Annotated in this window: 7 protein-coding genes; 6 read left to right on the top strand and 1 reads right to left on the bottom strand. The window is 63.9% G+C overall.

Going from position 1 to position 6,048, the window contains the following annotated elements; genetic code table 11:
• Window positions 1-8 precede the first annotated feature (8 nt).
• From Q8N40_RS17765 to gatB, 6 genes are all read left to right on the top strand, one after another.
• On the top strand, window positions 9-1,085 hold the full coding sequence (locus Q8N40_RS17765; protein ID WP_305318559.1) for a nitronate monooxygenase family protein: 1,077 nt from the start codon (window positions 9-11) through the stop codon (window positions 1,083-1,085).
• Between the two features lie 79 nt (window positions 1,086-1,164).
• Window positions 1,165-1,452 (top strand): Asp-tRNA(Asn)/Glu-tRNA(Gln) amidotransferase subunit GatC, encoded by a 288-nt coding sequence (gene gatC, locus Q8N40_RS17760; protein ID WP_305318560.1) that lies wholly within the window; start codon window positions 1,165-1,167, stop codon window positions 1,450-1,452.
• A gap of 89 nt (window positions 1,453-1,541) precedes the next feature.
• Window positions 1,542-1,751 (top strand): hypothetical protein, encoded by a 210-nt coding sequence (locus tag Q8N40_RS17755; protein WP_305318561.1) that lies wholly within the window; start codon window positions 1,542-1,544, stop codon window positions 1,749-1,751.
• Window positions 1,748-3,220, top strand: a complete 1,473-nt coding sequence (gene gatA / locus Q8N40_RS17750) for an Asp-tRNA(Asn)/Glu-tRNA(Gln) amidotransferase subunit GatA (protein ID WP_305712735.1) — start codon at window positions 1,748-1,750, stop codon at window positions 3,218-3,220. Before Q8N40_RS17755 ends, gatA begins: the two co-directional genes overlap by 4 nt.
• Window positions 3,221-3,222: 2 nt before the next feature.
• Window positions 3,223-3,513 carry a hypothetical protein gene (locus tag Q8N40_RS17745; RefSeq protein WP_305712734.1) on the top strand — a complete coding sequence of 97 codons (291 nt, stop codon included), beginning with the start codon at window positions 3,223-3,225 and terminating at the stop codon, window positions 3,511-3,513.
• On the top strand, window positions 3,510-4,991 hold the full coding sequence (gatB, locus tag Q8N40_RS17740; RefSeq protein ID WP_305712733.1) for an Asp-tRNA(Asn)/Glu-tRNA(Gln) amidotransferase subunit GatB: 1,482 nt from the start codon (window positions 3,510-3,512) through the stop codon (window positions 4,989-4,991). The genes Q8N40_RS17745 and gatB overlap by 4 nt, the downstream gene beginning before the upstream one ends.
• Window positions 4,992-5,777: 786 nt before the next feature.
• On the opposite strand, the gene Q8N40_RS17735 is transcribed toward gatB, so the two are convergent.
• Window positions 5,778-6,048, bottom strand: a 271-nt coding sequence (locus tag Q8N40_RS17735) for a hypothetical protein (RefSeq protein WP_305712732.1), incomplete at its 5' end; no start/stop codon positions are given.

The following is a 6,048-nucleotide window of genomic DNA, read 5'->3' as shown; positions in this document are numbered from 1 at the left end:
ACAACATCATGTGGCCGGACCGCCGAATCCTCGATCTCTTCAAGACCGAATTTCCCATTATTCTGGCGCCGATGGCGGGGGTGATGGACGCCGACCTCGTGATCGCGGCGGCGCAGGGCGGCGCGCTCGGCTCGCTGCCCTGCGCGATGCTCTCGCCGGAAAAGGCCCGCGAGCAGGTCAGCATCATTCGCCAGCGCGTCGCAACGCCGCTCAACGTCAATTTCTTCTGCCACACTCCGGTCGAGCCGGACCCCAGGCGCGAGGCCGGATGGAAAGCGCGTCTGTCGTCCTATTACAGCGAGTTGGGTCTCGATCCGGCGGCCCCGGTCAATGTCGCCAACCGCGCGCCGTTCGATGAGGCGATGTGCGCTTTGGTCGAGGAACTGAAGCCTGAAATCGTCAGCTTTCATTTCGGCCTGCCGGATCCGGCGCTGTTGAAGCGCGTCAAGGCGGCCGGCTGCATCGTGATGTCGTCGGCGACCATCGTGCGGGAGGCGATCTGGCTCGAGGAGAACGGCGCCGACGTCATCATTGCGCAAGGCGCCGAAGCCGGCGGCCATCGCGGCATGTTCCTGACCGACAACATCGCCGAACAGCCCGGCATTTTTGCGCTCCTGCCGCAGGTGGTGGACGCGGTGAAGGTGCCGGTGATCGCAGCGGGCGGCATCGCCGACGGGCGCGGCATCGCGGCGGCGTTCGCGCTGGGGGCGGCGGGGGTGCAGATCGGCACCGCGTATCTGCGCTGTCCGGAATCCAAGGTGAGTGCGCCTGCGCGCGCGGCGCTGGCGCAGGCCCGCGACGATTCCACCGTCATCACCAATGTCATGACCGGGCGACCGGCCCGCGGGGTCGCCAACCGGGTGATGCGCGAAGTCGGCCCGATTTCACCGGATGCCCCGGCCTTCCCCCATTCCGCTACCGCGCTGGGCCCGCTGAAGGCCGCTGCCGAAAAGCTGGGCAAGGTCGATTTCACCAATCTGTGGGCCGGGCAGGCGGTGCGGCTCGGTCGCGAGATGCCCGCCGCGGAGTTGACCCGGGCGCTGGCCGGCGCCGCATTGGCCCGGCTCAGCCAGATCGCAGGCTGAGAAGGCCGCGCCGCGGTTGCGGCGCAAAAGCAGCCTCTGCTATACGGCGGGCTGAATTCCCCGCCAGAGGCCCTATATAATGTCCGTCGATGCCGCCACCGTCCGCCGTATCGCGCGTCTCGCGCGGATCGCGGTTACCGACGACGAAGTTCCCCATCTGCAGGGCGAACTGAACGCGATGCTGGCGTTTGTCGAGCAGCTCAGCGAAGTCGACGTCGACGGTGTCGAGCCGATGACCTCGGTGACCCCGATGGAAATGAAGAAGCGCGCCGACGTGGTCAATGACGGCGAAATCGCCGACGATATCGTCAGAAACGCGCCGGCCACCGACGATCATTTCTTTCTGGTGCCGAAGGTTGTCGAGTAGATCTTAACGTAGCGTTTTCGAGCGAAGTGGGTACCGGTTCGCGTCAAGAAAACGCGTCAAACACAAGAGTCTTCGAGACGGGAAATCCGATGTGTCTGCTCTGCGACGATGAAAAGGCCTATCAGGCCTATATGAACTATCTCGACGCGATGGAGCGGCAGGGCAAGGCCGCCGATCCCGACAAGGCGATGGATGCCGTGCTCGACGCGCTCGAAGCCTCCGACAAGACCCGCAAGCTGGACGACCCGGCCAACGACAAGACGCTGTCTCCGTTCTTCTGCAGCCCGGTTGATAAATGACACGGTTGACATCGCTGACGCTCGCCGAGGCCCGTGACGGTCTCGCGAACAAATCCTTTACCTCGCTCGAACTGACCGACGCCCATCTCGGCGCGATCGAGGCCGCGCGCGCGCTGAATGCCTTCGTGATGGAGACGCCGGATCAGGCCCGCGCCATGGCCCGCGCGGTCGATGCCAGGATCGCCAAGGGCGAGGGCGGGCCGCTGGCCGGCATTCCGCTCGGGATCAAGGACCTGTTCGCGACAAAGGATGTCCGCACCACCGCGTGCTCCAAAATCCTCGGCAATTTCGTGCCGCCTTACGAGTCCACGATAACCTCGCAGCTCTGGCGCGACGGCGCGGTGATGCTCGGCAAGCTCAACAATGACGAGTTTGCGATGGGCTCGTCGAACGAGACCTCCTGCTTCGGCCCGGTGGTCAACCCGTGGCGGCGCGAGGGCTCCAACACCACGCTGGTGCCCGGCGGTTCCTCCGGCGGCTCCGCGTCGGCGGTGGCGGCGCTGTTGTGCATGGGCGCGACCGCGACCGACACCGGCGGTTCGATCCGCCAGCCGGCGGCGTTCACGGGCACTGTCGGCATGAAGCCGACCTACGGCCGCTGCTCGCGCTGGGGCATTGTGGCGTTCGCGTCGTCGCTCGACCAGGCCGGCCCGATCGCGCGCACCGTGCGCGACAGCGCGATCCTGATGCGCTCGATGGCCGGTCACGATCCCAAGGACACCACGTCGGTCGACCGCGTCGTGCCGGATTACGAGGCCGCGATCGGCAAATCCGTGAAGGGCATGAAGATCGGCATCCCCAATGAATACCGTCTCGACGGTATGCCCCAGGAAATCGAAAAGCTCTGGAGCGAGGGCGCGGCCTGGCTGAAGGCGGCCGGCGCCGAACTGGTCGACATATCGCTGCCGCACACCAAATATGCGCTGCCGGCCTATTATATCGTGGCGCCGGCCGAGGCCTCGTCGAATCTCGCCCGCTACGACGGCGTCCGCTATGGCCTGCGCGTGCCCGGCCGCTCGATCGGCGAGCAATACGAAAACACCCGCGCCGAGGGTTTTGGCCCAGAAGTCCGCCGCCGCGTGATGATCGGCACCTATGTGCTCTCGGCCGGCTATTACGACGCCTATTATCTGCGCGCGCAAAAGGTCCGCACCCTGATCAAGCGCGACTTTGAGGAATGCTTCGCCAGGGGCGTCAACGCCATCCTGACGCCGGCGACGCCGTCGGCGGCGTTCGGCATCGGGGAGAAGGGCGCCGATCCCGTCGAGATGTACCTCAACGACATCTTTACGGTGACGGTGAACATGGCGGGGCTGCCCGGGATCGCGGTTCCCGCCGGCAAGGATACGCAGGGCTTGCCGCTCGGCCTGCAGCTGATCGGCCGTCCGTTCGACGAGGAGACGCTGTTCTCGCTCGGCGAGGTGATCGAGCAGGCGGCGGGACGCTTCACGCCGGCGAGGTGGTGGTGACCATGGCCGAATTCAAAGCCAGCCTGTCGGGCGCGGTCCCCGCGCCCGATCTCGCCGCGCCGCTGGCAGCGCTGTGGTGGGCCGCCAAGGGCAATTGGGATCAGGCGCACCGCATCGCGCAGGACGAGGCGGGTGCTGACGGCGCCTGGGTCCATGCCTATCTGCACCGCGTCGAGGGCGACCTCGGCAATGCCGGCTATTGGTACCGCCAGGCCGGCAAGCCGGTCGCCACCGATGCGATCGAGACCGAATGGGAGCGAATGGTTTTGTCATTGCTCGGAGAAAGAGCATGAGTGCGGCAAGCGGCAAGCTGATAAAGGGCGCCACCGGCGACTGGGAGACCGTGATCGGGCTCGAAGTCCATGCCCAGGTCACCTCGAACTCAAAGCTGTTTTCCGGCGCCTCGACCGAGTTCGGCGGCGAGCCGAACAGCCATGTCTCGCTGGTGGATGCCGCGATGCCGGGCATGCTGCCCGTGATCAACGAGGAATGCGTCAGGCAGGCTGTCCGGACCGGGCTCGGCCTCAACGCCAAGATCAACCTGCGCTCGGTGTTCGACCGCAAGAACTACTTTTATCCGGACTCGCCGCAGGGCTACCAGATCAGCCAGTACCTTTCGCCTGTTGTCGGCGAGGGCGAAGTGATGCTCGAACTGGACGGCGGCAGGACCGCCACGGTGGGTATAGAACGGCTGCATCTGGAACAGGATGCCGGCAAGTTGCTGCACGACCGCAGTCCCAGCCTGACCTGTGTCGACCTCAACCGGTGCGGCGTGGCGCTGATGGAGATCGTGTCAAAACCCGATATTCGCGACGCCGAGCAGGCCAAGGCCTATGTGACAAAACTGCGCTCGATCCTGCGCTATCTCGGGACCTGCGACGGCGACATGGAGAAGGGGTCGCTGCGCGCCGACGTCAACGTCTCGGTGCGAAGGGCCGGCGCCACCGAGCTAGGCACCCGCTGCGAGATCAAGAACATGAACTCGATCAGCTTCATCGGCGACGCCATCGAACACGAGGCCCGGCGCCAGATCGAAATCATCGAGGACGGCGGCACCATCGATCAGGAGACGCGGCTCTACGATCCCGGCAAGGGCGAGACCCGCTCGATGCGCTCCAAGGAAGAAGCGCACGACTACCGTTACTTCCCGGATCCCGACCTGTTGCCGCTGGAGTTCAGCGAAGCCTTTGTCGCCGGGATCAAGGCCGGCCTGCCGGAACTGCCGGACCAGAAGAAGGCGCGCTTCATCGCCGAGTTCGGCCTGTCGCCCTACGACGCCAGCGTGCTGGTGGCCGAACGCGAGAGCGCGGACTTCTACGAGACCGTGCTGGCCGGGCTTGCCGACAAGGCCCGCGACGGCAAGCTCGCCGCCAACTGGGTGATCAACGAATTGTTCGGCCGTCTCAACAAGGAAGGCCGTGATATTACGGGCTCGCCGGTGTCATCAGAACAGCTTTCCGCCATCGTCGACCTGATCGGCGAGGGCACCATCTCCGGCAAGATTGCAAAAGACCTGTTCGAGATCGTCTGGACCGAGGGCGGCGATCCCCGCGCGCTGGTCGAGACCCGCGGCATGAAGCAGGTCACCGATCTCGGCGCGATCGAGAAGGTGGTGGACGAGATCATCGCGGCCAATCCCGACAAGGTGGCGCAGGCCCGAGCCAGGCCGCAACTCGCCGGCTGGTTCGTCGGCCAGGTGATGAAGTCATCGGGCGGCAAGGCCAATCCGCAGACCGTCAACGATCTCCTCAAGTCCAAGCTCGGCATCTGAACGCGCGCGCGCCGCGACGCCGGCGGCATCGCCGCCGTCGCGCTTCTCGCATCGAAGCGTGCACCGATCGTTCACCATGAACGTCGATGCATCGCGTCAGCGGGGGAGTCGCCTTGCGAATCAGCGTCCGGCGATTCGCGCAAAAATCCGGTTTTGGCGAGCGCCGATGAGACGCGAAGCCGGTGAGCATGAAAATTTATTTGTTGCCAAAAATCGCGACTCAGAGTCCGCGCAGCGTGTTTTCAACCTGCCAGGGTGAGTCGCGACGGCCTCCGTCGCGCATCGTCTGCGCCCGGCGTGAATGACGAAAACATCTTCAGTTATAGTAGATGAAGCGATATTGACATTCGCCGATGCAGCGTTTTCGCGCACTTGTCGCATCGCTGCGCGAATGCAGTGGTCTGTCGTCGACCAGCGCGCGGGACATGCTCTCTCTCCCGCGCGTCAACACTTCCTTAAGCGAGACACTGTTTTTTTGCATGTGTTGGTGTATTCGGAATGCGTGCATTTCGATTCCCGAGTGCACGCAGCGACTAAAGTCATCTCTACATCGGAGGGCAACATGGCCAAGAAAGCTAAGAAGGCGAAGAAGGCGAAGAGCGCAGTGAAGAAGACTGCGAAGAAGACCCGCAAGGTCGCCAAGAAGAAGAAGTAACTTTCGCTTCTGAAAAAATTGCCGGCGGCTTGATGCCGGCACGTCCTTAGAGCCTTCGGAATAGTTTGCTTCCCCGGAAGCAAAATTCAACTCAGGCGGCTCCATCGACGAAAGAGGGTGTCGGCGAGACATCAGGTCAAACGGCTGGATCGTTCTTTCAAGAGAGCTCGCTCTTTCGAAAAGCGGTTCGGCAGAAGAAACAGAGTTTCTTCGTTCGGTGCGGATCTCATGATCCGCAATTTTACCGGCGGCTCAAAGCCTGAGTGGTCTTGAGTCCAAAGTGAAATCTGGTCCTGACGTGTTCGCCGACGCCCTCGTTCTCCAGAGCCGCCACCGATGGTGCGTGCCGCTCCGAACTTCCCAAATCCCCCACATTCAGGTTTTCGCCAGGGCCGCGCCGCG

The sequence above is a fragment of the Bradyrhizobium sp. genome, from assembly GCF_030693485.1.
Taxonomy (GTDB): Bacteria; Pseudomonadota; Alphaproteobacteria; order Rhizobiales; family Xanthobacteraceae; genus Bradyrhizobium.
Note: the sequence above shows the minus strand (reverse complement) of the source record. Positions and strands in the feature narration are given on the sequence as shown.